Raw genomic sequence first — 24,091 nt, 5'->3', positions numbered from 1 at the left:
CGCGTCTATGCGGCCCCCCCCAATCGCCTCAGCCCTCCACCCGCCACAGCCGCCAGCGCTCCGGCACGCCCTTGAGCTGGTGCACGCCGTGTTCCCTGAGGCGGATCCCGGACTGCGGCGCCAGCAGCTCCTTCACCGCGCTCGACACCAGCACCTCGCCGGCGCGCGCCTTTGCGGCGACGCGGGTGCCGATGTGGAAGGCGAGGCCGACCGCCTCAGTGCCGCTCACGGTGTATTCTCCGGCATGCAGGCCGACCCTGATCTCGAGGCCGAGCGTACGCACGGCCTTCTGAATCGCGGTCGCGCAATTGATTCCGGCAGCCGGCGTCTTGAACGTCGCCAGCACGCCGTCGCCCGTCGTCGTGACTTCCTTGCCGCGCGAGCTCTTCAGCTCCTTGCGGACCGCCGCGTAATAATGGCCCATGATCTTGGTCCAGCGGACATCGCCGAGCTTTGCGGCTTTTGCCGTGGAGCCGACGATATCGACGATCAGGATCGTGGCGAGCGCCCGCTTGAGTTCGGTGCTGCCTGCGGCCGGTCGGCGCCGGAGCACGATCGCGCCGGCCAGCGGTTCATAACGATGGTTGCGGCGTCGCGCGATCGCGGCCTTGGCGTAATCCTGGGCCCGCTGCGCGCTGCCGCAGCGAATTGTCTTCTGCTGCGGCAGACGCGTCCAGTAGACCTTTCGTCCGTCACCGGCGCCCTGGACTTCCACGGCGCCCCATTTCAGGAGGATCGCGGTGCCAACGCGCCGGACACACCACGCCTTCGACGTGTAGCCCGATACATTCGACTGATGGATTCCGATGCGGAGGAATTTTGGCATGAACGTGCGGCCGATCGATGACACGCTTGGACGAAACGCTTGGGCGGCGTCGCACCGAGCGTAGTCACACAATCCCGGGTTGGCAACAGGACTCGAAGCTCGCCCGCTGCTGGGCCGGGGGCCGCCGTCATCTTCAAAACGCAAAAAGCTCGATCGGATCGCTGAAGCCGCGCACCTCATATTTGCCGACATGCTCCAGCTCGAACTCTCGCTCGACCAGCTCGGCGAAATCGCGTGACAGCAGCACTTTCTTTCCCAATTGCTTGGTCAAAGCTTCGAGTCGCGAGGCCATGTTGACGGCGGGACCGATCACGGTGAAGTCGAGCCGGGTGGACGATCCGATATTGCCGTACATGACGTCGCCGACATGGACGCCGATGCCGTAGTTCAGCGGCGCTCGGCCGGTGCCGTCGTTGCGCGCGTTCAACGCGATCATCGCCTGACGGGCTTCGGTCACGGCATGCAGCAGGTTTGCGCAGGCCTTGGGCTCGCTCAGCGGAAAGATGGCGAGCAGGCCGTCACCGATGAATTTCAGGATCTCGCCGCCATGCCGCGCGATCGGCTCCGACATCGCGTCGAAATAATCGTTGAGCAGATCGATGACGTCGTCGCGCGGCCAGTTGTCGGAAATCTTGGTGAAGTCGCGCAGATCGCAGATCATGATCGCGGCGCGCACCGTCGTGCCGGTGCCGCGCCGCGTGGCGCCGGCGAGGATCAGCTCGCCGGCATGTGAGCCGACATAGGTCTCGAGCAGCGTTCGCGCCAGCCGGTTCTTGATGCGAATCTCGCTGACCAGCGCCAGCACCGGCAATAGGTTCTTGAGGGCGGCGACGTGCGCGTCGTCGAACCCGCCGGGCCGGTTGGTCGCGAAGGTGACGAGATGGCGCTTGCCGAGCGTGTGATAGAGCGGCCAGGCCACATAGTCGGTGAGGCCCTGCGCGCGCATCTCGCGATAGAGCGTGTGCTTGCGGCCGAGCGCGGGGTCCTGCTCGAGATTTTCGCGCAACTCGGTCGCGCCGTCGAACATTTCGTTGGCGGGACTGCCGATGAACTCGGACCGCTCGCGGACGTCATGGTCGACCCGTGCAATCTCCGCCTCGCGCATGCCGTCGGACCACATGAAGCGGGCGCCCAGCCATTGCGGGTGCTGGATCAGCACGTGAAGGGTTGAGCGCGCCAGCGGAATGCCGGCCTGCTGAAGCCGGATGCACATCTCGGCAAAGATATTGTCGATGAAGCGCTGGTCGCGCGTGCCGTTGATCAACCAGTCGACGACGCCGTCGGACAGCGTGGCGGGTTTCTTCTCTGGCGTGGTCATATCTGCCCGTTCATATCGTGGCCACCCACGTCGTGCTTTGGGCGGCGGTCTGCATCAGGGCAGATATCGTGCTCCGGCGCGACGGCGTCAACCTAGCCAGTTGCATGGATTGTGCGCAGCGCTCCGGCGGGCGGGAACGCCGTTCAGCCGACGATGTGGATAGAACCCAGCACGGCCAGCCCGGAGACGAGCGCAAGCGTCGACGCCCCCGTCAGTTCGACCTTCAAGGTGTTTTCGTGCGAAATCGCAAAATCCGTGCCGTCGAGACGGATGTCGCAGTCGCCATGCGCCGCGTAGATGAGATGCGTGCCGGCGGGCAATCGCCGGTCACCGGGCGCCCTGAGCGCTTCGAGCTCAAGCGCGACCGCACCGCGCCGGCCCATCAAATTCACGACTTCGACTGGCCCTTCCTGGAGCTCGGTGACGATCTCGAGCTCGCCGGTGAAACGCACCGTGGTGAACGGCTCGCGCTCGTCGAATTCCTGCGTGGGCGACTTCAGCACCAACCCGCGGCCGCCGACCACCATCTGCAAACGGTCGATGCCGGGCATATGGGAGAATGGCCCGGCCGCCACGATCGGCGTGGAAGCAAAGCGCCACAGCAGGCTGTCCCAATCCCTCACGCTGGAATCGGCGCGATGGGCATCCGCGATATCGGTGAAGATGCCGCCGCCGTTCTTCCAGGGCGAGCGGGTATAGTCTTCGGGTTTCAGCAGGGTGGTTTTCATGTCTCGAGGTGGTCCGGGAGCGCAAGAGCGCGGGTGTCAGTTGCGTATCATGCAGACAGGATCGTCGCCAGCTCACTTCCGTCAGCGCGCCAATCTTTCGCGACTACTTCGTCGTCAGTGCCGCGACCGGGCGCCACGCAACATCAGGCGCGCTCTCAACCAACTGCCGACAGCGGTCGCGCATCAGTTCAGCCGGACGATCCGGGCCGCGCATGTTCAGCACGGCTTCGAAATCGGCGAGCGCGGCGGCAAACCGGCGCGCGCGGTAGTTGGCGAGGCCCTGTTCATAGCGGACGATCCAATCTTGCGTCTCGCCGCCGTCCTCTCCGACGAGTCCGACCAACTCGTAGACCGCAAACCCCTCCTCGCGTCCATACACGGCGATGCTGTCGATCTCGCGCGTGACGATGGCGCCGCGTGCGAGACGTTCGGTCGCTTCGCCAATGAGGATTTGCGTGCCGTAGGATTTGTTGGCGCCCTCGAGGCGGCTTGCGACGTTCACGGCATCCCCGATCACGGTGTAGTTCAAGCGCAGTTCCGAGCCGATATTGCCGACCAGCATGCGGCCGGAGTTGATCCCGATCCGGATCTGGAGCGGCTGGCCGAGATCGTCGGCAAGGCCCGACGCCGAGATTGCCCTGCAACAGCCGAGCGCCGCGCGGCAGCAGCGCAGCGCGTGGTCGGCCTGCGGCTGCGGCGCGCCCCAGAACGCCATGACGGCGTCGCCGATGAACTTGTCGATGGTGCCGCCATTCGCGACAACGGCCTCGGAGGCGAGGTCGAGATAGCGCGACAGCAACGGCACCACGCGATCGCCGAGCCGCTCGGACAGCCCGGTGAAGCCGGCGATGTCGACGAACATCACGCTGAGCTCCTGCATGCTGCCACCGGGTCTTGCCTCGACGCCCTGGCGCAACAGCGAGCGGACCAGATCGGCCGGGATGAACTTGCGAAACGCCGACAGGCCGGCCGCCATCTCGGCGATCGCGCCCGACAGGCTCGCGATCTCCTTCAGCCGCGACGGATGGCGGCGGACCTGCTCCAGCGCGAAGGCTTCGACATGACGGAGCTCGCCGACGACACGCGACAGCGGCGCGGCGATGACGGAACGCGCCAGCATCGCCGAGGCCAGCGCTGCGAGCACGGCGCCGATGGCAAGGCCGAGGATCAGGCGGCGCAATGTCGTCTCGACCGGACCGAGAAACTCGGCCTCGGGGATCACGGTCGCCAGCGACCAGCCGGGAAACGGCAGCGGCGTGAGGGCGACCTCGTAAGCCGCACCAGCCGACGTCAGCCGGCTTCGCCAGGCTTCCTTGCGACCATCCTCGCCCGCCTTCACGAGCGCCATCCGCGCCAGCGGTAGCAGCGTCGTATCGCCCTTCGCAACGTGCAGCTCGTCGGCATCCTTGTCGGGCGCCGCGATCAGCTCACCACTGCCGTCGATGATGAAAGCCGTTCCGGTGCGCCCGACCTCGAGCTGCGACAGGAAGCGTGCGAGCCTGGTGTATTCGATGATGACCGCGAGCACGCCTTGCCGCTCCTGGTACACGTCGATAGGTCCGGCAAAGGCAATCGACGGCCGCTCGCCGGTCGGATGGTCCATGACCTTGAACCACTCCGGCTCCCCGGCCGCCAGCCCGGTCTTGAACCAGGTGCGATCGGCGACCCGAAAATCGGTCGGCTCGAAACGGCGATTGGCGAATTCGATGTCGCCGGGCACCACATCGTATTCGTCGATGCGGCGCTGGCCGGCATGATCGGTCAGCGAGATCTCCATCATTTCGAGGCGGCGGTCGCCGAGCTTGTGCGCGGCGAAGAAGGAGCCGTCGGGCCAGCCGAAGGCGACCCAGGAGATCGTCGCCTGCGATTGCAGTTGCGACAGGAACACGAATTCGCGCTTGTCGGCGTCGCGGGTGTCGAGCACGTTCTGCAGGAACAGTGTCCGAATGGCAGTGTGCGCGGCACGCGCCTCGTCCACGATCGCGGCGACCTCCTTGCGGACAGCGGCCACGATTTGCTCGTTGATGGTCGATGCGAGCTGCCGGCTCGCCGCCTCGGCCGTGCGCCACCACAACAGGCTGGAGAGAGCCGCGGTCAAAAGGATCGCGGTCAGGACCAGCGCCGAGACGGCGAGCCGAATGCTGACCGTCAGCTTCGCGATCGCGCGCAGGTGCCGTCCGGGATCAACATTCATCGCTGTTTCCGTTCTCCGGCAAAGCGGCGACTGGCCACCTACTGTTACCGCTCTACGCAGCGCGTATGCATTCGTTACCTGTGGCAGCCATCGCGCCCCGCCGCCAATGCTCTCCGGCTAAGGTCTCGATAGAGACTAGGCATTGGATTGACCGGCCAGTCACCCGCTAATCCGATCCAAGCGCACAGCCCGTGCGCCCATCTAACCGCCTCACGAACTCGTGACCTACTTGATTGGTAACGCGAGCCGGGTGCGGGGCGAACCGAACAAGGCGCTCTTCGCCTGCCAGGCGATGCCATCTCGAACAGGAGAAACTTCAATGTCTGCCAAACTTGCCGTGACCACGCTCGTTCTCGCCGGCGCCATGTCGACCGCACTGGCGACTCTGGCCACTGCTGCTCCGCTGACCAAGGCCGAGGGCGACGCGGCCGTCGCCGCCAAGAAGGAAAAATGCTTCGGCGTCGCCCTCAAGGGCCAGAACGATTGCGCGGCCGGACCAGGCACGACTTGCCAGGGCACCTCGACCGCCGACTTCCAGGGCAATGCCTGGAAATTCGTCCAGGGCGGCACCTGCACCAGCATCGAGCTGCCGGGCGGCAAGAAGGGCTCGCTCAAGCCGGTCTGACGCGCTGCGTCGCGACCACCACAACAGGGAAGAGCGGAGAGAAACCATGACGACGGCAATCGCGCCTGACATGTCTGCGGTGCCCCTCCGCTATTCCGCGTCCCTCGGCGGCGTCGCCGGGACGAGCTTCAAGCCCGAACACCTTCAGGCGATCCTGAGCACGAAACCGCAGCGCGGCTTCTTCGAGGTCCACGCCGAGAACTATATGGGCGCAGGCGGACCGCCGCATCGCGCACTGGAAGCGATCCGCCGCGACCATCCCGTCTCGCTGCATGGCGTGTGCATGTCGATCGGCAGACCGCAGCCGCTCGACAAGGCGCATCTGGCCCGCTTTCGCGGACTGGTGGCGCGTTACCAGCCCGCGCTGGTATCCGAGCATCTCGCCTGGTCGACGCATGAGACCAGCTTCTTCAACGATCTGTTGCCACTGCCCTATACCGCGGCGACGCTCCGAAATGTCTGCGATCACATCGATCAGGTGCAGGACGCGATCCGTCGTCCGCTACTGCTGGAAAACCCGTCGACCTATGTCGCTTTTCGCGAATCGTCCATGAGCGAGACCGATTTCATCCGCACTGTTGCCGAACGCACCGGCTGCGGACTGCTGCTCGATATCAACAATGTCTTCGTATCAGCAACCAATCACGGGTTCTCGGCGCTCGACTGCCTCGCGGACTTTCCGCTGTCCCGCGTCGGAGAGATTCATCTCGCCGGCCATGCCGAGCAGGCCGACGACGAAGGCGACCTGCTGCTGATCGACAGCCATGACGGCCCGGTCGCGGACGCCGTGTGGAAGCTGTACGAGATCGTCATCCAGCGCCGCGCTCCGGTGCCGACGCTGATCGAGTGGGACAGCAAGATCCCGGATTGGCCGGTCCTGCAAGCGGAAGCCGCAGCTGCGCAGGCGATCCTCGATCGTTACCGCCCGGTCGGGCTGACGGGAGATCGTCATGCCGCCTGAGCCTGACCTTTGCTTTGCCGCAGCCTTTGCACCGGCGCTGCTCGACCCGGTGCGCCCTGCGCCTGAGATCGTGGCCGGTCCGAACGGCAAGGCCCCCGGCAAGCGCTACGATGTCTACCGCAACAATGTCACGGTCAGCCTGATCGACGCGCTCGCCGCGATCTATCCGGCGGTGCAGCGCATCACCGGCACCGACTTCTTCCGTGCCATGGCGCGCTTCCATGTTCGCCAGACGCCGCCGATCTCACCGCTGCTGTTCGACTACGGCCGCGACTTCCCCGTCTTCATCGCGCAATATGAACATGCGCAGATGATGCCATGGCTCGCAGATGTCGCACGCATCGAGCGGGCCTGGCTCGATGCCTATCACGCCGCCGACGCAGCACCGCTGTCGCCGGCGCAGCTTGCCGCGGTTGCACCGGAGCGGCTCGGCGATCTCGTTCTCATACCGCACCCGGCGGCGGGAATCGTGCGGTCGCAATTCGCGGCGGTGACGATATTTTCCGCCAACCGCGATACGTCGCCGGTCGGGCGCATCGACGCTGCGACACCGGAGGACGCGTTGGTCACGCGCGCCGAATTCGATGTCGAGGTCCGGCATCTTCCGCCCGGCGGTGCCGCATTCGCGAGCAGCCTGATGTCTGGTCGGCCGCTCGGCGAGGCCGCTGCACGCGCACTGGACGCGGCGGCCGAGTTCGACCTCGCTTCGAACGTCACCGGCCTGATCCAGGCGGGCGCCTTCACCTCAATCACTTTCGGAGACGTCTGATGATCACGGATCAACGCATGCAGGCGGGCGGCGGCCTGCCCGCGCTCGGGCTCCTCGTCGACAAGGCCAATCATCTCGTGCAGACCATCGCGTCGCCGTCGCTCGTTCAGCTCGTGCTCCGCGTCGCGCTGGCGGTGCCGTTCTGGCGTTCCGGCATGCTCAAATGGGCAGGCTTCCTCAGGCTCAACGACACCGCGGTGACGTTGTTCAGCGACGAGTTCATGCTGCATCTGCCGGGCGGGCCCTTTCACTATCCGGCGCCGACGGTGATGGCGTTCCTCTCCGGATGCGGAGAGATCATGTTTCCGATCCTCCTCCTGCTAGGCTTCGGCACGCGGTTTGCGGCGCTCGGACTGCTGTTCATGACCGTCATCGTCGAGCTGACCGTGCCGGACGGCTGGCCCATCCACATCACCTGGGCGTCGATGGCGCTTGGCATCATGGCCTACGGGCCGGGCCGGGTCTCGCTGGACCACCTGATCTGCCGAGCGCGCTCGCCCGAGCCATAGGCGCGAGGCGCCCTCTCACATCCCGCTCAGCCCGCTATCGACCGCGAGCGCCTGCGCGGTGACGTAGACGCTCTCGTCCGAGAGGAAGAACAGCACGGCATAGGCGATCTCCCAGGCGGTAGCCTGGCGGCCGAACGGGATTTGGCCCTTGCCGCGCGAGGGGCGGCCGGCGCCGGCTTCGCGGCCGTTCGGCGTGTCGACGAGGCCGGGATAGACCAAGTTGGCGCGAATGCCGCGGCGCGATCCGAGATGGGCGATGTTGCGCATCAGGCCGCCGAGCGCGGCTTTCGAGGAATCATACACCGCCATCTGCGAGCCGGCCTTCAGCGCGGCGATCGAGGAGATGAAGACGATCGATCCGCCGTCGTCGAATTTCGGCAGGCCCGCGCGGCAGCACAGCATGGGCCCGCGAACGTTGACGTCGTAGATCGCATTCCACTCCTCGGGGCTGACGGCATCGAGCCCGACCTTGCCGAAGGTGCCGATGTTGAGCACCATGCCGTCGAGCCCGCCCATGGCGCGATGCGCCTCCTCGATCATGCGCACGATTTCGGCCTCCGAGGTGACGTCGGCGGCAATCGCAAAGGCTTCGCCGCCTTCGTCGGTGATGCGCTTGACGGTGTGCTCGGCCGAGGTGCGGTTGCGATCGGCGACCGCGACCTTGGCGCCCTCGCGAGCGCAAAGAATGCTCATGGCGCGGCCGTTGCCGATCGGATCGGTGGCGGCGTCGAACACGCGCTGGCCACCGCCGACGATCAGGATGCGGCGCCCCTTAAGGCGCCCCCTGCCCAGCGCTTCGCCCAGCGATTCCGCACTCGGCGGGCGGACGTAGCGGTCCCGCTTGCTATCGGTATCCGTCATCTCAGGCGCCCGGCTTCTTGCCGCCGTCATAGACCGCCATGCCGGCCGCGGGATCGAGATCCGTTTCGGTCGCCTCGGTGACGCGCGCCATCATCATGTAGAAGCCGAGCGCGACGATGGATTCGACGATCTCCTGGTCGCTGAAATGCTCGCGCATGGCGGCGAAGATCGCCTCGGGAACGCGGACGTTCTCGACCACTTCGCGGCCGAATTTCAGCAGCGCGCGCTCGGCCTCGCTCAAGCCGGCGGCATCGTAGTCGGCGCGCTCGACCGCGTCGATCTGTGCTTGCGTGCAGCCGACGCCAAGCGCGATCGGCACGTGCTGGCGCCATTCATAGGCGCCGCCTTCGAGCTGGGCTGCCTGGAGGATCAGGAGCTCGCGATTGACCGCACTGAGCTTCTGTTTGTGCAGGATCGAATTGCCCAGCCGCATCGCCGGGATCATGTTGGCTTCGGCGTGCGCCATCATGCGGAAAATATTCAGCTTGACCGGCATGCGGTCGAACGAGGCGCGGATGTCGCCGCTGGTCGTCTCCGGATCAATCAGGGGCAGCCTTGCCACGATTCTCTCCCTTGGCTTTTCGTTTCTTGTTGTCGTTTGTCCCGCGATCCGCCGCGATCAGCGACAGGAAGAAGGCGAGATAGCGGTCGATCGCCTCGATCACCTTTGGCCGCGGCGACGGTGCCGCGCCCATCACGTAATGCTCAAGACGGATGTAGATCAGCCCGGCCGCGAACAACCGCGCGGTCTCGCGCGGATCCGGCGTCGAGACCAGACCGGCGAGCGCAAAACCGCGGAAATAATCCGTCATCATGCTCTGCTCGCGCGCATAGAAATGATCGGCGAATTTGGCGCGGATGCCGGGCACGCGATTGCGCTCGGCGGTGATGACTTTCTGGAACTGGTGCTCGCGCGGGTCCGACCATTGCTCGACCAGATCTAATGCAAACTGGCGGCAGAACGCGGCGGGCTGGCGCGCGAGCTGCTTGTAGCGCGGTTCTTCCAGCCGACTCGCCGAGCTGGCCGGACCGTGCTCGCTGACGATCGCCTCGAGGATCGCGGCCTTGCCGGCGAAGTGATTGTAGAGGCTGCTCTCGCGAATGCCGACGCGACGCGCGAGCTCGCGCATCGAGGCGCCGCCATAGCCGCTCTGCGCGAACAGATCGAGCGCCTCGGCGAGGATGCGCGCGCGGGTCGTGGGCGCAGCCGCTTCCGCCGCGCTGGTGGTGTGAACAGCCATTCGGCTTGACTAACGAACGATCGTTCGCTAGTCAACCGCTTCAACTCCGCTCTCAAAAGAAGCGGAGAGCAATCTGGGGAGACCAGGTCATGGCGCGCTTCGTCCATTTTCGTCTGCTGCGCGCCGCAACATTGTCATTGGTCGTAACGTCCTCGGCAATGCTGCCTGCGCGCGCCGAGGATCCGGCCGCCTATCCCACCCACAAGATCAGGATGCTGCTGCCTTATGCGGCCGGTGGCGGCGGCGACGTGATCGGGCGGCTGCTCGGCGACAGGATGGGCAAGACGCTCGGACAGAGCGTCTATATCGAGAACCACACCGGGGCCGCCGGCACGCTCGGCACCCAGATGGTCGCGGCGTCGGCGAATGACGGCTACACTATCACCGTCGGCGGCATGACCACGCATGTGCTGGCGCCGGCGATCTATCCGAAACTGCCCTACGATTCGATCAAGGATTTCACCACGATCGGGCGCATCGGCACGTCCTCGATCATGCTGGTGGCGACCAAGGATTTTGCGGCCGACGACATCAAGGGCCTGATCGCGTTGGCCAGGAAGGGCGAGCCGATCCAGTACGGAAGCTGGGGCGTCGGCTCGACCGGACAATTCTGCGCGGAAATCCTGATGCAGCAGACCGGAATCAAGATGGACCACGTGCCGTTCAACGGCATCGCCAAATTGGCCGGCGATTTGCTCGGCGGCCACATCTCGCTGGCGACACTCGACATGGCGACCGCGACTCCGCTGGTGAAGGACGGCTCGATCAAGGCGCTGGCCGCCTGCGGCGAACGCTCGCCGAGCCTGCCGGATGTCGCAAGCTACAAGGAACAGGGCGTGCCGTTCGACCGCAGCCTGTCCTGGGCGATGTATGCGCCTGCGGGCCTTGCCGAACCGATCGCAAGAAAGCTGTCGGCGGCATTGAAGGACGCGCTCGCCGATGCCGAGGTCAAGGAGAAGCTGCTGGGGCTCGGCATCACGCCGCAATTCGTACCCGGCGACGAGCAGCGTGACATCAACGCCCGCGACATCGCGGCCTGGAAGCAGGTTGCCAAGGACGCGGGCATCGAGGTCAAGTGATCAAGCTGACAAGAGGAGCGCTGGCATGAGCCGCATCTTCGGCGCGGTGCGCCAGAACGGATATGTGGTGCGGGACATCCACGCCGCGATGAAGCACTGGATCGAGGTGATGGGCGTCGGTCCCTGGTACTACATGGACCGCGTCAAGACCGACTGGTTTCGCCATCGCGGCGAAAACTCCGCGGTCGAGATGAGCATCGCGCTGGCCAATTCCGGCGACCTCCAGATCGAGCTGATCCAGCAGCGCAACGACGCGCCCTCGCTGTACAGGGAATTCCTCGAGTCCGGCCACGAAGGCCTCCAGCACATGTCCTACTGGAGCCACGACTACCAGGCGCTCTACGACAGGGCGCTCGGGCTCGGCTACAGGATCGGCCATGAGGGCCAGATCGGCGGCGACAAGGGGCGCTTTGCCTATTTCGACACCCAGGCCCATCCGGGCACCGTGATCGAGATCTCCGACATCAGCGGCACCAAGGGGCCGTTCTTCGAGAAGGTCCGGCAGGCGGCTTTGAGCTGGGACGGCACGCGGCCGATCCGCGAGGTCGGCGGGAGCCGATGACGCCGGCGGCCGGCAAGGCGATGCAGCAATCGGCCGGAATTCACCGCGCTGCTGGCGCGGTAGAAATCTATGGTAACGTGAGCTTCGTGTCCGAACCTTCAGCGAGGCAAGCATGTCCAACACTGACAAGGTTTTCGCCGGCTCGATCCCGAAACTCTACGACGAATATCTGGTCCCGCTGATCTTCGCCGTCTACGCCGAGGACATCGCAAGACGTGTCGCGGCCCGGTCTCCCTCCGTGCTGCTCGAGATCGCGGCGGGCACCGGCGCCGTGACGCGCGCGGTCGCGGCGGCGCTGCCGCGCGGCGTCCGTTATGTCGCGACCGACCTCAACGAGCCGATGCTCGCCGTCGCGGCGCAGCGCCAGGCGGATGACGATCGCATCTCGTGGCGTCAGGCCGACGGATCGGCCCTGCCCTTCGACGACGCCGAATTCGACGTGGTGTGCTGCCAGTTCGGCGCCATGTTCTTTCCGGACCGCGTCAAGGCCTACGGGGAAGTGAAGCGCGTCCTCAACGGCAATGGCACGTTCGTGTTCAACGTCTGGGATCGCATCGAAGACAATGTGCTGACGCATGAAGCCACGGTCGCGCTCGAAAAGCTGTTTCCCGACGACCCGCCCCGTTTCATGGCCCGGACGCCGCACGGCTATCACGACAAGGCCGTCATCAGAACCGACCTCGAACGCGCAGGCTTCCGTGACATATCGATCGAAACGCGACCTGAAATAAGCCGCGCGCCATCACCCGAGCACGTCGCGATCGCGCTCTGCCAGGGTACGCCGCTGCGCAGTGAGATCGAGGCACGCGATGCCAGCAAGCTTCAGGCTGCGACCGACATCGTTGCCGAGGCGATCCGGACGCGCCATGGGTCCGGACCGATCGAGGGCAAGATCCAGGCTATCGTGATCGAGGCGCGGCGATAGTGGCGGGCTTCGATCTGCCCGCCTCCTACCAGAAGCCCCGCTGCATCGGCTGTGCCGGCTGATAATATTGATACTGGCCGCGCCGGCGCGGATTGACCGGCTGCGGATTCGGATCGCGCTGGAAGAAGAAGCCGAAACCGTTGCCGCCATTGTCCCAGCCGTCGTCGCTCGCCATGGCCATCGGAGGCGCGGTCGGCTTGCGCGTAATGAAACCGCCCTGGGGCTGGTTGCTCAGCACCGCGACGAACTCGGTGCGGTAGTTGGTCTCGCTGCTCAGCGGCTCGTCCGAGATGATGATCGAGGAGCGCGGCAACGCGGTCGGCGCAATGCGATCGAGCACCTCCTGCGGGATGGTGATGCGATCGAGCGCGTTCCTGGCGTTGTCGCCGTCGTCGATCGTGACCACGCTCCAGCGCAAGCCCGTGTCGTTCTTCGCCATCGCCGTGAAGATATGCGTTCCGAGCGGCTGATCCGGATTGCGGATCGCGACGGGAACCTCGATGCTGGTGTCGAACACCTCGCCGCCGCCGTCCGGTGCCGGCTTGTGCGTGTTCCGCCGCACATAAAGCTTCTGCGTCGCGCGGCTGATGTAGACCGAGACCGGCTCAAGCGCGAGCTTTGCGTCGGTCGCAGCCTTCACGGCGTCGGCCTTCCTGGCTGCTGCCGCCTTGGCCGCCTCTTTCGTGGCCGCGACCGCATCGCGCTTCGGCTGTGCGGCGGCCTTGGCGGCATCGAGCTGCGTCGCCGCGTCGGCGGCCTTGATGGCGGCCTTCTGCTTCAGCTCCTCGGCCTTGGCGCGGGCTTGATCGGTCTTGGCCGCCGCGAGCTGCTTGTCGGCGAAGGCGAGCTCGGCGTCAGCGCGGGTCTTCTGCTGTTCCAGCTTGCGCAGCGAAGCCGGCAGCGATGCCGCCTCTTTCGCGGCCAAAGTCGCGGCCTTCTTGGCCTCGTCGGCCGCCCTTGTCGCCTCCTCGGCCTCGCCGGAGAGCCTGCCGATCCGGCCCGGCGCCGCCGCAATGGCGTCCCGCTTCGGCATGAACAATGCGGGATGAACGATGTCGATCGGCGCCGCGTCGTTCGGCGAGATGATCACCCGCATCCCGATGTTGGTCTTGTCGAACAGACCCTCCGCGAAGCCGAACGGCATCCGCACGCAGCCATGCGAAGCGGCGTAGCCGGGCAGCGGCCCGCCATGCAGCGCGATCCCGTTCCAGGTGATGCGCTGCATGTTCGGCATCCAGGCGTCGTCATACATGGTCGAGTGGTGGTCCTTGTCCTTCTCGACGATGGCGAAGACGCCGGCCGGCGTCTCGCGTCCCGTGGTGCCGGTGGACACCGGCGCGCGGAAAATCCAGCCCTCGGCGTCGTAGAAGGTGACCTGCTGGCTTTTGATCGACACGATCGCCATGATCGGCTCGCCGGCCTCGCGCGGCGCCACCGCCTCGACCGGCTGACGCGCCTGCTTGGCCGCATTGGCCGGGGCCACAGCCGCAAAGGCGAGCATCGCCGCCAAGGTCACAATTCCGGGAGGCCCCCAACGCCGCATCGCCACGGTAGATTGCGCCGTTGTCATCAGGTTTCTCATGCCATCCTCGGTCGAAATGCCAGTCCGCCGGTCATTGATCAGATTGCGATCTTTGAATTAAGAAATTGCAGCCGCCTTACGTTCCGTCTGTGGCGACATTCGGCACGTTCCTGCGATAAATCTCATATACGACGGTTGACGCAGGCGGAAGGGCGGCGCGCGGCCGAAGCTGGCGGTCTATCGCTGCGGCAGAATGTCCGGGGCTTGGGCGACCGCACGCGCGGATTCACGCCATTCGGCGGCCGCGCCGGCGCAGCGTAGCTAAGCTACTGGAGTCAAGGCTGCCTTTTCAAACAAGGCTGCCTTGCCGAACAAGGCCGCCTCTCCAAAGGAGACGAGCCGCTGCCGCTCCTCGTCCCACAAGGTCAGCCGCACGGTCCGCAAACTCTGGAGCAGCGTAATCCGCCCGACACCAGCGAACTGCGGATTGTCGCGCAACACGTCCTGCAAGCGATAGTAGGGAATTCGACTGGACAAATGATGGATGTGGTGGACGCCGATATTTGCCGTGAACCATCGCAGGACGCCCGGCAATTGATAGTGAGAGCTGCCGTGCAGCGCAGCGTCGTGAAAATTCCAGGTCTCGTCGTGGGCCCAATGCGTGTGCTCGAACTGGTGCTGGACGTAGAACAGCCAGACGCCGATCGACGCCGCCAGAACAATGATCGGCAGATGCACGAGCAGGAACGGCCCATAGCCGACCAGCTGGATCATCGTGACGACGAGAACCGCGAGGGCGATGTTCGTGCCCATCGTGCTCAGCCAAGGTTTCCAGCCGCGACCCATCATCCCGACCGGCAATCGGTGCTTCAAGATGAACAAATACGAGGGACCGACGCCAAACATCACCAGGGGATGTCGATACAAACGATATAGCGTCCGACGCCATCGCGACCGCCCGAGAAATTCCCGCGTGGTCAACGTGTCGATGTCGCCTAAGCCCCTTTGATCGAGATTGCCGGAGTTCGCATGATGGCCTGCATGGTTGCGCCGCCAGTAGCCGTATGGCGTCAGTGTCATCACGCCGAGGGCACGGCCGACCCAATCGTTCGCAAGGCGGCCGCGGAAGAAAGAGCCGTGTCCGCAATCGTGCTGGATCATGAAGAGGCGGACCAGCAAACCCGCCGCAGGCACCTCCAGCAGGAGGGCAAACCAATAACCCTGGTCAAGAGCGGCCCAGATCAGAGCCCAGATGACGACGAACGGTATCGCCGTAATCGCCAGTTCGAGGATACCCCGCGCATTGTCGGGCTCGCGATAGCGGGCAAGCAACTGCGCCGATGCGCGGATTTCCGGTATTCCTTGGCTCATATCTGCTCTGCTCCCGACATGCGGCCCAAGAAGCACGGTTATGGCCATGGACGCAACAAAAACGCCCTCCGCCTGGAGCGCTTCCGGTCGGAACCGAGCCATCGCCAAGCCAAGCGGCGCTTTCAGAGCTTCAGACGGTGAGGCCGAGCCTCGTCAGATATTGCGGCTTAAACGCCCAGCGCCTTGCGGTTGAAGGTTCGCAGGAAACGCAGCGACATCGTCCGGACGTTTGCGACGTTCAGCAACCAGCCGGCGGCGGCATAAGCGAGCCCGCCGGCGAGGCTCACGACAATGAGCGGGACGAGGCCGATGCCGTTGACCTGGGATTGTGCCACGAGGATCGCAGCCGCCATCGCCGCGGCGGAGACGGCAAGGCCGGCGAGGCGGTGGAGGTCGAACGGGACGGGATGGGCGCGATGCATCAGGACGACGGCAACGAGGAAGCCGATCGCTTCGGTCGCAAGCGTCGCCAACGCCGCGCCGTAGAGGCCATGGCCGGCCACCAGCACGAACATCAATGCCACGCTGACGACCAGCGTCAGGAACGACTGCGCCGCCAGCATGAACGGTCGCTCGGCGAGCTGGAAGCTGATCTGCACGTAGAATTGATTGGCGATGCCGAACAAGCGCGCGAGCACCAGGGTCGGCAGCAATGTCGAGACCCCGGCGCGGAAGTCGACGCCGACGAGCGTGCCGGCGACCTGGTCGGCCGCAAGCGCAAGCCAGACGGCGACGGGCGCGACCACGACAAGCAGAAGTTCGAGGCTCTCGGTCAGCCGCTGCCGCGTCGTCTCGATGTTTTTGTCCGACAATGACCGGAACACCAGTGGCACGGTCGCCGCGGCGACGCTGGAGGCGATCATGACCATGAACTGTCGCGGCAGATCCGCGGCGACGCCGAAAATGCCGGCGGCGTCCTTGCCGAGCAAATAAGCCACGATGAGGCGGTCGCAGGCCGAGTAGACCGCAACCGACAATCCGGCCAGCGTCAGCGGCAGGCCGTAGCGCGCGAGCTGCACGAACTGGCTGCGCTGAAAGCGCGCGATCCGGGTGCGGTCACCGACTAGGTTCAGGATGATCCCGGCGAGCGAACCCAGCCCGAATGCGGCGAGCAGTCCCAGTCCACCCCAGCCGAACCAGATGCCGAGCAGGCCGAAACCGACGCTCGATACGCTGCGCACGATCGAGATCGCCGCGAATCTGTAAGGGCGCAGTTTGGCGCGCTCGAACTCCTGGCCGACATCGACGGCATTCGCCATGATCGCGACGAACATGCTGGCAAGCAGCAGCCCAACGCTGAGATCGCTGCGGAACAGGAAGACCAGCGGCGTGGTGGCGCAGAGGACGGCAACGGTGAGCGCGAAGGCGACCATTGCAGTGCCTCGAAAATCCACCTCGGCCGACATCGCCTGATAGCGCGACACCGACAGCTTGATCCAGGCGAAGAAGATCGCGCCCACAATGCCGGCCAGGCTGATGCCGACGACATAGACGCCGTACTCCGCCGGCGTCAGCAGCCGGGTGTAGGCCGTGACGGCGAAGAAGCCCACCGCCGCAGGCAGGATGTAGGCGACGAGATAAATCGAGAAATGGCGGTTCAGCATGCGAGCACGGGACCGGCAACGTTATTGCGAGTGTGACGGCCGTTCATCAATTGGACCATGGCGGGGCGAACGAAATGCGCCGCAGCATCTCTCAAGAATGTCACATAAGTCTGGAGATCGGGCGGCGAATGCGGCTTTGAGGCCGCTTTCGCGGGTTAGCGTTAAATTTGCCCTTCCCTGGTGGGGGGCACGACCACTGAAAGGAACCGTCATTCGGAGATGGCAAAGTTAACCCAAGGAGGGAAAACCCCGGCGTTGCAAGGCGTCGCTTGGTACGATGGCGCGTTGGCTCCGATAAGGAATGCCGTGACCAGGCTCGACAGACGCGAATTTCTCCTCGGCAGCGCCGCAGCGCTCACGGCGGCCGCATCGGCGTCCGCAGCGCCGGCGTCGAAACTCGCCCAGCGCCGTCAGGGATTTGGTGCCGCGGCCACGCTCTGGGATCTGCAAGCCGATCCCAGGCTCGGCGAAGCCATCAGCACCTATTGCACGCAGGTGGTTCCGGTGCTCGAGCTGAAATGGCCGATGCTGCGTCCCGACGCGCACACCTTTGCGTTCGAACGCGCCGACGCGATCCTGGATTTCGCCCGACAGAACGACCTGACGATGCGCGGCCACGCGCTCGCCTGGTATCACGACATTCCCGACTGGACCAAGCAGATCAAGGATGCCAAGGGCGTCGAGCGCGCCTATGTCGACCACATCGGCACCGTCGTCTCCTATTACAAGGACAAGCTGACATCGTGGGATGTCGTCAACGAGCCGATCCCGGACAATCCACGCAGCCCGAAAGACCGCCGCGAGTCGTTCTGGACGCAGCATCTGGGCAATCGCTGGATTCCGCTGGCGTTCCGCACGGCGGCCGCGGCCGATCCCTTGGTCAAGCTCGCGATCAACGAATACGACATCGAGTCGGCAAAGGACACGTTCATTGCGAAGCGCGCGGCCTACCGCCATCTCATCATGGACCTGCTCGACCAGGGCGTGCCGTTGCACGCCGTGGGACTGCAATCGCATCTGCATGCCGAGCTCGAGATCGACACCCATGGGCTCGCGGAATTCGTCACCGAGCTGCGCGCATGGGGCCTTGAGGTGTATGTCACCGAGCTCGACGTCGACGATCAGAAGCTGACGGGGACGCCGGCGGAGCGCGATGCCATCGTAGCCAAGCGCGTTAATGACCTCCTGACCGCGATCTCGACCAGCGGACCGGTGCACTCGATCCTGACCTGGGGCCTCTCGGACCGCTATAGCTGGATCAACGGCACATTTGCGCGGGCGGACAAGCAGCCGAACCGTCCTTTGCCGCTCGACGGCGAGTTCAAGCCGAAGCCGTTCATGAACGTGATCAGCAAGTTCACGAGAGACGCGTGAAGGCGCCGGGTCTCAGCGCGTCTTCGGAGCCTCGAACTGAACCTCGTCCCCCATGTCCTCCGGAGACAGGCTCGGACCGCGACGGTCGCGCGAGCTGAGACGGAACACGTCGCGGATGTCGTCGATCGAGGTCGACGAATAGGACTGGATGCACAGCGCCACCTGGTCGGGCGAAGCGGCGCGCATCATCGCTTCGATGGCCGGGCGGTCGAGGCGCGTGTCGTCCCAATGCGAGACCGCGATGCTGTCTTCGGTGACCCGATGGGCGGCCAGATGCGCGGGCGCGTTCGCGACGAAATGGCCGTACATGAGATATTCCGAGAACTTCTTCTTCCGGCACAGTGCCAGAACCCAGTTCAGTCCCGTCGCCGACTTGATCGCCTCAGTCATCGCACGCGCGGTGTCCTTGTCCCAGACCAGCGCGTTGCCGACATAGTCGTCCGCAGGGAAGGACCGGTCCTTGATGCCAAGGAGCTGATCGACGGTGCGGAGCCACAGGACATGCAAGGGGTGGGCGGCGTCGATCCCGTTGCGCGTGACGAACAGCGGCGTCTTCTCGGCGCCGGCATACTGGCCGACGTCGAATTCGCGGAAGAACAGATTGTCCGAATCCAGGATGCAGACGCGCTGCTCCGGCGCGTTGAGGACGCCGGCGATCTTGAGAATCTGCTGAATGTGCCAGCCATGAACAGGTGACGACAGCAGCGACAGCCAGACGCGCCGTTTGCTGATGAACTGCAGAGCCGGCGGCAGCGCCCACAGCCATTTCGGCAAATAGCGCGAGGCCGGAACGATGACGCGCTTGTCGGAAGCGAACCGCGCGAACAGCGGCAGATCCTCATCGTTAACGAGAACATAATGCCGCGTGTAGCCCGTCAACCAGGTGTCGATGCTTTCGCTGAGCAGCGAAAAGCGCTCGATATCCTTGGCGTAGCTGGCGGTCAGCAGGGCAACGGAATGCATGGCGCGCGCTCGTATGGCGATCAGGCCGCAGTCATAGCGGCGCCGAGGCGTGTTGAATACTTACATTCGCAATCAAGGTAAAATGAAACGAAGCATTAGCCATCCGACGGCAGCCCCTGCTCGATGCCGCGAAAACGCAGCGTCGCCAGTGCGGAGGCGCGCTGCCACCAGTCGGCGACGCGGTCGTCGAGCGCGGTCACGCCTCGACCCTGACCGGGGAAGATCCGGATCTGCTGCACCGCCTCGGCTTCGAACCCCTTGCCCTTGCGGGTGATCTTGAGCGCGGCGCCTTCGCGGTCCCGCTGGGTCAGGGGTACAAGAAGCCGGCCGCGCGGACGAAGCGACCGAAGCCACAGCGGATGCGGCTGCGAGAAGCCGGCATGAACGATGATCACGTCCGCGGGCTCGCGGATGTCCTCGCATCCGTCGCCATGGACGACCGCGACGTTGCGATAGGCGCCGAGATAGGTCGCGGCCCGCGCCGCAAGCCGCTCGTCGCATTCGATTGCCTGCACCCTGCCCTTCGGGCCGACGATCTTCGACAGCACGGCCGAGAAATAGCCGAGCCCGCAGCCGATCTGGACCACACGGTCTTTTTCGCCGACGTCGAGCAAATCGATGAAGTGCGCCCACAGGCTCGGCAGTCCGGTGTCGAGCTTGCGGCGCGCATCGATCGCGACCAGCACATTGTCCTGGAGATGAACGGGATCGGCATCCGGCGTCAACCGATAGTTGCGCGCCGCCTCGCTCTTGATGCGCCACGGTCCCTTCGCCAGAAACTTTTCGCGCGGAACAGTGCCGAGGGCTTCGAGCAGGCGCGTTGAAGAGATCCGCTCGCGCCTTGCGATCAGCTCCACGTAACGCGCACGCGCGGCGGCAAGATCGCTCATCTCAGGGATCGGCCTGTTCACGAACAAGCGCGCCCGCGCCGAGCTCGTCGATCAGTTGCATCGCCTGTTTCAGGTCCGGCGTGGAGAAGCCCTCGCTGAACTTGCCGAGGATCGGTACGAGCAGGAGACGAGCGTGCTCGCGCTTGCCGCCTTCGTGCGACAGGCGCGCGAGGCTGACGGCCGTGCGAAGCTCCCAGGACAGCGCGCCCTGTTTGCGCGCGATCTCCAGCGACAGGTTGAACAGGTCCTCGGCCTCCTGCACCGAGGCCGGATTCCCGTCCGACAGGGTGATCTCGCCTTGCAGGCGGTAGACTTCGGCGAGGTAGGAGTGGTCGCCGGTCCGTCTTGCGGTCGCGAGCGCACCGTCCAGCGCGCGCAAGGCGGCATCGCGCATCCCGACCTTGGCGTAGGCCTCCGCAAGCAGGCAGCGAAACCAGCAGCCGGCGAGCCAGGAATCCATCGCTTCGTATTCGTCGAGGCCGAACCGCATCTGGCTGAGGCCTTCGTCGGCCTCGCCGAGCTGCGCCAGCGCCCAGCCGCGCAGGATCGCCGCCTGCTGCTTCCAGTGCAGGAAGTTGTGCTCGGTGGCGATGATCATGGCACGGTTGGCGTGGTCGCGCGTGCCCTCGACATCGCGCAAATGCTGGCAGAGATAGGCGCCGAACACGAGCGCGAAGGCGAGCGTGAAGGGGTGGCGGATCTTCTCGGCGTTCGCGATCGCCTGCTCGCTGTGCTGGCGCGCCGCGTCGGGCCGGCCGAGGAACCACAGCAGATAGCCGAGATAGGACAGCGAGACGACGCCGGGATCGGTGCCGTGCCGCTCCATCAGATCGGAGTGCAGGTCGGGGCTGTAGAGGTCGATGCAGCGGTGCAGATGATGCTGGGACGCGGCAAAGCGCCCGCGATAGAGCATGGTCATCGCGATCGAGCGATGCGCCTCGATCAGATAGCCGGTCTGCTGCGCCGGCTGTGTCCCCTCGTTCAGCCGCTCGCGCTTGGCGAACTTCAACAGCTCGACGCTGAGATCGTGCGCGCGGGTCAGATCGGCGCGGATGAAATGACAGACCCAGAGCCCGCGCGTGGCGGCGAAGGCCTTTTCGTCGTCGTCGAGCTGCTGGCCGAGTTCGAGGGCGCGAACGTAGTTCTCCTCGACCTCCTGCACGGCATAGCCCTTGGCGGCGATCAGCGCGTTGCCGAGCGCGATGCGCAGCTCGAGCTCCATCTCGTCGGCGCCCTGCATGCGCGCATTGGCCTGCACGACGCTGAGGCCGCGGCCCAGATGCCCGATCGCCTCCAGATTGGCGCCACTCTTGGCCGCCTGCTTGCCGGCCTTGAGCCAGAAGCTGGCGGCGCTCTCGCTCTGGCCGGATTCGGTCATATGATGGGCGAGCAGTTCCGGTTCGCGCTCGGTCTTCTCGGGATACATCTCGGCGAGCACCTGGGCGATCCGGGAATGCAGCTTGCGCCGCTCGCTGTGCAGCAGGCTCGCATGTGCGGCGTTCTGGATCATCACGTGCTTGAAGGAGTAGAGCGCGTCGGGCGGATGGCCGCGGCGCATGATCAGCCCGGCCTCCTCCAGATGATTGAGCGCGGCCTCGATCTGTTCGGCGGGCGTGTTGGCGACCGCGTGCAGGGTCTCGTAGGAGAATTCGCGGCCGATAGTGGCGCCGATCTGCGCGATCCGCTTGAACGGCCCCATCCGGTCCAGCCGCGCCATCAGCGAGTCCGTCAGCGTCGCCGGGATCGCAAGCTGCCGCCACGGGCCCGACAGCACGTAGCGCCCGTGCCGTTCGGTCAGGAGGTTGGATTCGAGAACCGTCTTGGTCAGCTCCTCCAGGAACAGCGGCACGCCGTCGGTCTTGACGATGATCTCCTCGATGACTTCCTTGGGAAGCTCGCGTCCCGCCACGCGCTCGACCAGCGTCGCGCGCAACTGCCGGCTCAACCGGCTCAGCACCAGGGTCGTGATATGCGAATGGGCGTTCCAGCTCGGCTGGAATTCGGTGCGCGCGGTGATGATGACCAGGATTGCCCGGTTCTGTGCCCGGTCGACCAGGAGATCGATCACCTCACGGGACGTCGGGTCGATCCAGTGCAGATCCTCGAATGCGATCACCAGCGGCTGCTCGCGCGCAAGGCCGAGGAAATGATTGACCAGCGCCGCGACGGTCGCATCCTTTTGCTGCTGCGGCGACAGCTCCAGCGGCGGATAGCGGTCACCGGTCGGAATGGACAACAGCGCGGCAAGCAGCGGCGCAACCTGCTCGATGTCGCCATGAGCGGCAGCGATCGCGGTCTCCAGGCTCGCCAGCGACTGCACGGACGCATCCTCGCGATCGAGACCGAGAGAGTATTTGAGCTGCTCGGCGAACGGATAGAACGCCGTGGAGGTGTAATAGGGCGAGCACTGGAACGAGACCTGTCCATGGCGGTCACCGGCGATCCGTTCGAAGATTTCCTGGATGATGCGCGACTTGCCGATGCCGGGCTCGCCGAACTTGACCACGACCTGGCCCTCGCCCTCCTTGGCCTGCTGCCAGCGCCCCATCAGCAGCGCAATCTCCTCCTCGCGGTTGACGAGCGGGGTCAGCCGCGTGCCCATCGCGGCGGCGAAGCGGGTCTCCACCCGCGAGGCGCGCATCACGTGCCAAGCCTGGGCCTTCTCCGAGATGCCCTTCAGCGCGTGGACGCCGAGATCGCGGTAGTCGAACTTCCCCTTCAGCAGCGACTGGGTCGACGTGGAAATCACCACGCCGTTGGGCGGCGCCAGACTTTGCAGCCGCGCGGCGAGATTGACGGTTTCTCCGACCGCGGAGTCGCGCTCTTCGGTGCCCTGTCCGACGAGGTCCCCAACCACGACGAGACCGGTCGCGATGCCGATGCGGACGGCGGGTGAGTGGCTGAGCGCACCACGTGGCTCGATCGCGCGGGCGGTCGACAGCACCCGGACGATTTCCAGCCCCGCTCGCACGGCGCGCTCGGCGTCGTCCTCATGTGCGGTCGGATAGCCGAAATAGACCAAAATACCGTCCCCGACGAAGCGGGCGGCAAAACCTTCGTAATGCTTCACCACGCGGACACAGGTTTCGCGGAAGCTCGCGATCATGTCGCGCACGTCTTCCGGATCGAACTGCACCGAAAGCGAGGTGGAATCCACCATGTCGCAGAACATGGTGGTGAGCTGACGCCGCTCGGCGCCGACCTCCGTCCGGACTTGCGGGCGCGCCGTCGCGTCGGGCTTTTCAGCGGTTTCGGCCCGGAACAACGCGGTCATGGCTCGCTGGAGCCGCTTCCGATCGCCGAGCGGCAATCCAAGCTCGACGAGATCGGATTCGGTCAGGTCTCCCATGACGTCGAGATCGAGACGGTGCTGCGCGAAGAGATCGGTATAGTGGCTAAGACCGATACCCTCGAGCCAGCGCTTCAGCCCGCCTTCCGCTCCCGTGCCCGGCTCATTCTCCAGCATGGTGATTCCGCCCGACCAATCACTCCGTCGAAGGGCTTAGGGCCCCGCAACCACAGATTTTGGGGCCAAAACTTCACCTCAGACTGGACGCGTTCCCTAACTTCTTGGAAGAATAGCCCAATCGGATCAAAAGGGAACGGAATTGTCGGACGCCACACGCCCAGCGCCGCAGGAATTGGCCGGCACGACGGCCGAAACGGAGATATTCGCGGATATCGGCGGTCTTCTCGATTTCCATGCCCGCAAGACGCCGGCGGCCCCCCCCCGCCTCGCCCCCCGCCCGCCGGGGCGCCACATCGGCGG

Annotated in this window: 21 protein-coding genes; 8 read left to right on the top strand and 13 right to left on the bottom strand. The window is 65.2% G+C overall.

Going from position 1 to position 24,091, the window contains the following annotated elements; translation table 11 throughout:
* Positions 1 to 28: 28 nt before the first annotated feature.
* The 4 genes from AC0L3K_RS27010 to AC0L3K_RS26995 all read right to left on the bottom strand — a co-directional run bounded on the left by AC0L3K_RS27010 (position 29) and on the right by AC0L3K_RS26995 (position 5,066).
* Positions 29 to 826, bottom strand: a complete 798-nt coding sequence (locus AC0L3K_RS27010) for an adenylate/guanylate cyclase domain-containing protein (protein WP_007600635.1) — start codon at positions 824 to 826, stop codon at positions 29 to 31.
* Between the two features lie 133 nt (positions 827 to 959).
* Positions 960 to 2,144, bottom strand: a complete 1,185-nt coding sequence (locus AC0L3K_RS27005) for an adenylate/guanylate cyclase domain-containing protein (protein ID WP_473367212.1) — start codon at positions 2,142 to 2,144, stop codon at positions 960 to 962.
* A gap of 143 nt (positions 2,145 to 2,287) precedes the next feature.
* Positions 2,288 to 2,872: a HutD/Ves family protein gene (locus AC0L3K_RS27000; protein WP_354201046.1), complete on the bottom strand. Its 585-nt coding sequence runs from the start codon at positions 2,870 to 2,872 to the stop codon at positions 2,288 to 2,290.
* A gap of 103 nt (positions 2,873 to 2,975) precedes the next feature.
* Positions 2,976 to 5,066 (bottom strand): adenylate/guanylate cyclase domain-containing protein, encoded by a 2,091-nt coding sequence (locus AC0L3K_RS26995; RefSeq protein ID WP_473367211.1) that lies wholly within the window; start codon positions 5,064 to 5,066, stop codon positions 2,976 to 2,978.
* A gap of 319 nt (positions 5,067 to 5,385) precedes the next feature.
* Here AC0L3K_RS26995 and AC0L3K_RS26990 point away from each other — a divergent pair, with 319 nt between their 5' ends.
* From AC0L3K_RS26990 to AC0L3K_RS26975, 4 genes are read left to right on the top strand one after another with little or no spacing between them, the layout of a single operon-like run.
* On the top strand, positions 5,386 to 5,691 hold the full coding sequence (locus tag AC0L3K_RS26990) for a BufA1 family periplasmic bufferin-type metallophore (RefSeq protein ID WP_007600627.1): 306 nt from the start codon (positions 5,386 to 5,388) through the stop codon (positions 5,689 to 5,691).
* A 46-nt stretch (positions 5,692 to 5,737) separates the two neighbouring features.
* Positions 5,738 to 6,652, top strand: coding sequence for an MNIO family bufferin maturase (gene bufB, locus AC0L3K_RS26985; protein WP_473367210.1), 915 nt, complete (start codon positions 5,738 to 5,740; stop codon positions 6,650 to 6,652).
* A complete protein-coding gene (locus AC0L3K_RS26980; protein ID WP_473367209.1) occupies positions 6,642 to 7,421 on the top strand; it encodes an HvfC/BufC N-terminal domain-containing protein in 780 nt (259 codons plus the stop codon). The genes bufB and AC0L3K_RS26980 overlap by 11 nt, the downstream gene beginning before the upstream one ends.
* Entirely contained in the window at positions 7,421 to 7,930 is a 510-nt protein-coding gene (locus AC0L3K_RS26975) for a DoxX family protein (protein WP_473253802.1), read from the top strand. The genes AC0L3K_RS26980 and AC0L3K_RS26975 overlap by 1 nt, the downstream gene beginning before the upstream one ends.
* Before the next feature lie 15 nt (positions 7,931 to 7,945).
* Here the strand turns inward: AC0L3K_RS26975 and AC0L3K_RS26970 are convergent, their stop codons facing one another.
* The 3 genes from AC0L3K_RS26970 to AC0L3K_RS26960 are packed head-to-tail and all read right to left on the bottom strand — an operon-like array spanning position 7,946 to position 10,032.
* A complete protein-coding gene (locus AC0L3K_RS26970; RefSeq protein ID WP_354128865.1) occupies positions 7,946 to 8,791 on the bottom strand; it encodes an SDR family NAD(P)-dependent oxidoreductase in 846 nt (281 codons plus the stop codon).
* A gap of 1 nt (position 8,792) precedes the next feature.
* Positions 8,793 to 9,353 carry a carboxymuconolactone decarboxylase family protein gene (locus AC0L3K_RS26965; protein ID WP_219685323.1) on the bottom strand — a complete coding sequence of 187 codons (561 nt, stop codon included), beginning with the start codon at positions 9,351 to 9,353 and terminating at the stop codon, positions 8,793 to 8,795.
* Positions 9,331 to 10,032, bottom strand: coding sequence for a TetR/AcrR family transcriptional regulator (locus tag AC0L3K_RS26960; protein ID WP_354201041.1), 702 nt, complete (start codon positions 10,030 to 10,032; stop codon positions 9,331 to 9,333). Before AC0L3K_RS26960 ends, AC0L3K_RS26965 begins: the two co-directional genes overlap by 23 nt.
* Positions 10,033 to 10,121: 89 nt before the next feature.
* Between AC0L3K_RS26960 and AC0L3K_RS26955 the strand changes: the two genes are divergently transcribed.
* From AC0L3K_RS26955 to AC0L3K_RS26945, 3 genes are all read left to right on the top strand, one after another.
* Complete coding sequence (locus AC0L3K_RS26955; RefSeq protein WP_007600616.1) at positions 10,122 to 11,111, top strand: Bug family tripartite tricarboxylate transporter substrate binding protein; 990 nt, start codon at positions 10,122 to 10,124, stop codon at positions 11,109 to 11,111.
* Positions 11,112 to 11,136: 25 nt separating this feature from the next.
* Positions 11,137 to 11,673 carry a VOC family protein gene (locus AC0L3K_RS26950; RefSeq protein WP_219685325.1) on the top strand — a complete coding sequence of 179 codons (537 nt, stop codon included), beginning with the start codon at positions 11,137 to 11,139 and terminating at the stop codon, positions 11,671 to 11,673.
* A 112-nt stretch (positions 11,674 to 11,785) separates the two neighbouring features.
* A complete protein-coding gene (locus AC0L3K_RS26945; protein WP_473367208.1) occupies positions 11,786 to 12,598 on the top strand; it encodes a class I SAM-dependent methyltransferase in 813 nt (270 codons plus the stop codon).
* Between the two features lie 25 nt (positions 12,599 to 12,623).
* Here AC0L3K_RS26945 and AC0L3K_RS26940 read toward each other — a convergent pair whose 3' ends face one another.
* The 3 genes from AC0L3K_RS26940 to AC0L3K_RS26930 form a co-directional block, all read right to left on the bottom strand.
* Positions 12,624 to 14,180: a L,D-transpeptidase family protein gene (locus AC0L3K_RS26940; protein WP_473367207.1), complete on the bottom strand. Its 1,557-nt coding sequence runs from the start codon at positions 14,178 to 14,180 to the stop codon at positions 12,624 to 12,626.
* 261 nt (positions 14,181 to 14,441) lie between these two features.
* Entirely contained in the window at positions 14,442 to 15,491 is a 1,050-nt protein-coding gene (locus tag AC0L3K_RS26935) for a fatty acid desaturase (protein ID WP_473367206.1), read from the bottom strand.
* Between the two features lie 167 nt (positions 15,492 to 15,658).
* The gene (locus AC0L3K_RS26930) at positions 15,659 to 17,095 is read right to left on the bottom strand and encodes a lipopolysaccharide biosynthesis protein (protein ID WP_473367205.1); all 1,437 of its coding nucleotides are present in this window, start codon (positions 17,093 to 17,095) and stop codon (positions 15,659 to 15,661) included.
* 306 nt (positions 17,096 to 17,401) lie between these two features.
* On the opposite strand from AC0L3K_RS26930, the gene AC0L3K_RS26925 reads away from it, so the two are divergent.
* Complete coding sequence (locus AC0L3K_RS26925) at positions 17,402 to 18,469, top strand: endo-1,4-beta-xylanase (RefSeq protein WP_473367204.1); 1,068 nt, start codon at positions 17,402 to 17,404, stop codon at positions 18,467 to 18,469.
* 12 nt (positions 18,470 to 18,481) lie between these two features.
* On the opposite strand, the gene AC0L3K_RS26920 is transcribed toward AC0L3K_RS26925, so the two are convergent.
* The 3 genes from AC0L3K_RS26920 to AC0L3K_RS26910 all read right to left on the bottom strand — a co-directional run bounded on the left by AC0L3K_RS26920 (position 18,482) and on the right by AC0L3K_RS26910 (position 23,788).
* Positions 18,482 to 19,432, bottom strand: a complete 951-nt coding sequence (locus tag AC0L3K_RS26920; protein WP_354128863.1) for a DUF6492 family protein — start codon at positions 19,430 to 19,432, stop codon at positions 18,482 to 18,484.
* Positions 19,433 to 19,527: 95 nt separating this feature from the next.
* Positions 19,528 to 20,322 carry a protein-L-isoaspartate O-methyltransferase family protein gene (locus AC0L3K_RS26915; protein ID WP_473367203.1) on the bottom strand — a complete coding sequence of 265 codons (795 nt, stop codon included), beginning with the start codon at positions 20,320 to 20,322 and terminating at the stop codon, positions 19,528 to 19,530.
* Between the two features lies 1 nt (position 20,323).
* Positions 20,324 to 23,788, bottom strand: a complete 3,465-nt coding sequence (locus AC0L3K_RS26910; protein WP_007600601.1) for an ATP-binding protein — start codon at positions 23,786 to 23,788, stop codon at positions 20,324 to 20,326.
* Between the last annotated feature and the right edge of the window lie 303 nt (positions 23,789 to 24,091).

Source organism: Bradyrhizobium sp. MI1.10, assembly GCF_055811035.1.
The sequence above is the reverse complement of the archived record's forward strand: the minus strand, read 5'-3'. Positions and strand labels throughout refer to the sequence as shown.